Raw genomic sequence first — 2,956 nt, forward strand, 5'->3', positions numbered from 1 at the left:
TGTGGTTAAGTCCTCGATCGATTAGTATCTGTCAGCTCCATGTGTCGCCACACTTCCACCTCAGACCTATCAACCTGATCATCTTTCAGGGATCTTACTTCCTTGCGGAATGGGAAATCTCATCTTGAGGGGGGCTTCATGCTTAGATGCTTTCAGCACTTATCCCGTCCGCACATAGCTACCCAGCGATGCCCTTGGCAGAACAACTGGTACACCAGCGGTGCGTCCATCCCGGTCCTCTCGTACTAAGGACAGCTCCTCTCAAATTTCCTGCGCCCGCGACGGATAGGGACCGAACTGTCTCACGACGTTCTGAACCCAGCTCGCGTACCGCTTTAATGGGCGAACAGCCCAACCCTTGGGACCGACTACAGCCCCAGGATGCGATGAGCCGACATCGAGGTGCCAAACCTCCCCGTCGATGTGGACTCTTGGGGGAGATAAGCCTGTTATCCCCGGGGTAGCTTTTATCCGTTGAGCGATGGCCCTTCCATGCGGAACCACCGGATCACTAAGCCCGACTTTCGTCCCTGCTCGACTTGTAGGTCTCGCAGTCAAGCTCCCTTGTGCCTTTACACTCTGCGAATGATTTCCAACCATTCTGAGGGAACCTTTGGGCGCCTCCGTTACCTTTTAGGAGGCGACCGCCCCAGTCAAACTGCCCACCTGACACTGTCTCCCCGCCCGATAAGGGCGGCGGGTTAGAAGGTCAATACAGCCAGGGTAGTATCCCACCGATGCCTCCACCGAAGCTGGCGCTCCGGTTTCCAAGGCTCCTACCTATCCTGTACAAGCTGTACCAACATTCAATATCAGGCTGCAGTAAAGCTCCACGGGGTCTTTCCGTCCTGTCGCGGGTAACCTGCATCTTCACAGGTACTATAATTTCACCGAGTCTCTCGTTGAGACAGTGCCCAGATCGTTGCGCCTTTCGTGCGGGTCGGAACTTACCCGACAAGGAATTTCGCTACCTTAGGACCGTTATAGTTACGGCCGCCGTTTACTGGGGCTTCAATTCGCACCTTCGCTTACGCTAAGCGCTCCTCTTAACCTTCCAGCACCGGGCAGGCGTCAGCCCCTATACTTCGCCTTACGGCTTCGCAGAGACCTGTGTTTTTGCTAAACAGTCGCCTGGGCCTATTCACTGCGGCTCTCTCGGGCTTGCACCCTAACAGAGCACCCCTTCTCCCGAAGTTACGGGGTCATTTTGCCGAGTTCCTTAACGAGAGTTCTCTCGATCACCTTAGGATTCTCTCCTCGCCTACCTGTGTCGGTTTGCGGTACGGGCACCTCTCACCTCGCTAGAGGCTTTTCTTGGCAGTGTGGAATCAGGAACTTCGCTACTATATTTCGCTCGCCATCACAGCTCAGCCTTATGGGAAACGGATTTGCCTATTTCCCAGCCTAACTGCTTGGACGCGGATATCCAATACCGCGCTTACCCTATCCTCCTGCGTCCCCCCATTGCTCAAATGGTGAGGAGGTGGTACAGGAATATCAACCTGTTGTCCATCGCCTACGCCTTTCGGCCTCGGCTTAGGTCCCGACTAACCCTGAGCGGACGAGCCTTCCTCAGGAAACCTTAGGCATTCGGTGGAGGGGATTCTCACCCCTCTTTCGCTACTCATACCGGCATTCTCACTTCTAAGCGCTCCACCAGTCCTTCCGGTCTGGCTTCACAGCCCTTAGAACGCTCTCCTACCACTGTTCGAAGAACAGTCCGCAGCTTCGGTGATACGTTTAGCCCCGGTACATTTTCGGCGCAGAGTCACTCGACCAGTGAGCTATTACGCACTCTTTAAATGGTGGCTGCTTCTAAGCCAACATCCTGGTTGTCTAAGCAACTCCACATCCTTTTCCACTTAACGTATACTTTGGGACCTTAGCTGGCGGTCTGGGCTGTTTCCCTTTCGACTACGGATCTTATCACTCGCAGTCTGACTCCCAAGGATAAGTCATTGGCATTCGGAGTTTGACTGAATTCGGTAACCCGGTAGGGGCCCCTAGTCCAATCAGTGCTCTACCTCCAAGACTCTTACCTTGAGGCTAGCCCTAAAGCTATTTCGGAGAGAACCAGCTATCTCCAGGTTCGATTGGCATTTCACCCCTACCCACACCTCATCCCCGCACTTTTCAACGTGCGTGGGTTCGGGCCTCCATTCAGTGTTACCTGAACTTCACCCTGGACATGGGTAGATCACCTGGTTTCGGGTCTACGACCACGTACTCATGCGCCCTATTCAGACTCGCTTTCGCTGCGGCTCCGCATCTTCTGCTTAACCTTGCACGGGATCGTAACTCGCCGGTTCATTCTACAAAAGGCACGCCATCACCCGTTAACGGGCTCTGACTACTTGTAGGCACACGGTTTCAGGATCTCTTTCACTCCCCTTCCGGGGTGCTTTTCACCTTTCCCTCACGGTACTGGTTCACTATCGGTCACTAGGGAGTATTTAGCCTTGGGAGATGGTCCTCCCGGATTCCGACGGAATTTCACGTGTTCCGCCGTACTCAGGATCCACTCAGGAGAGAACGAAGTTTTGACTACAGGGCTGTTACCTCCTATGGCGGGCCTTTCCAGACCTCTTCATCTACCTCGTTCTTTTGTAACTCCGTACAGAGTGTCCTACAACCCCAAGAGGCAAGCCTCTTGGTTTGGGCTAATCCCGTTTCGCTCGCCGCTACTCAGGGAATCGCATTTGCTTTCTCTTCCTCCGGGTACTTAGATGTTTCAGTTCCCCGGGTCTGCCTTCTCATATCCTATGAATTCAGATATGGATACCACTCCATTACGAGTGGTGGGTTTCCCCATTCGGAAATCTCCGGATCAAAGCTTGCTTACAGCTCCCCGAAGCATATCGGTGTTCGTCCCGTCCTTCATCGGCTCCTAGTGCCAAGGCATCCACCGTGCGCCCTTTCTAACTTAACCGTTAAAAAGAATCACTATGTGATATCT

Annotated in this window: 1 rRNA gene; it reads right to left on the bottom strand. The window is 53.6% G+C overall.

Going from position 1 to position 2,956, the window contains the following annotated elements:
* Nucleotide 1 precedes the first annotated feature (1 nt).
* Nucleotides 2-2,929, bottom strand: a 23S ribosomal RNA gene (locus tag NZD81_RS21170).
* Nucleotides 2,930-2,956 lie beyond the last annotated feature (27 nt).

It is taken from the genome of Bacillus sp. B.PNR1 (assembly GCF_030386235.1).
In the GTDB taxonomy this organism is placed as follows: domain Bacteria; phylum Bacillota; class Bacilli; order Bacillales; family Bacillaceae; genus Bacillus; species Bacillus stercoris.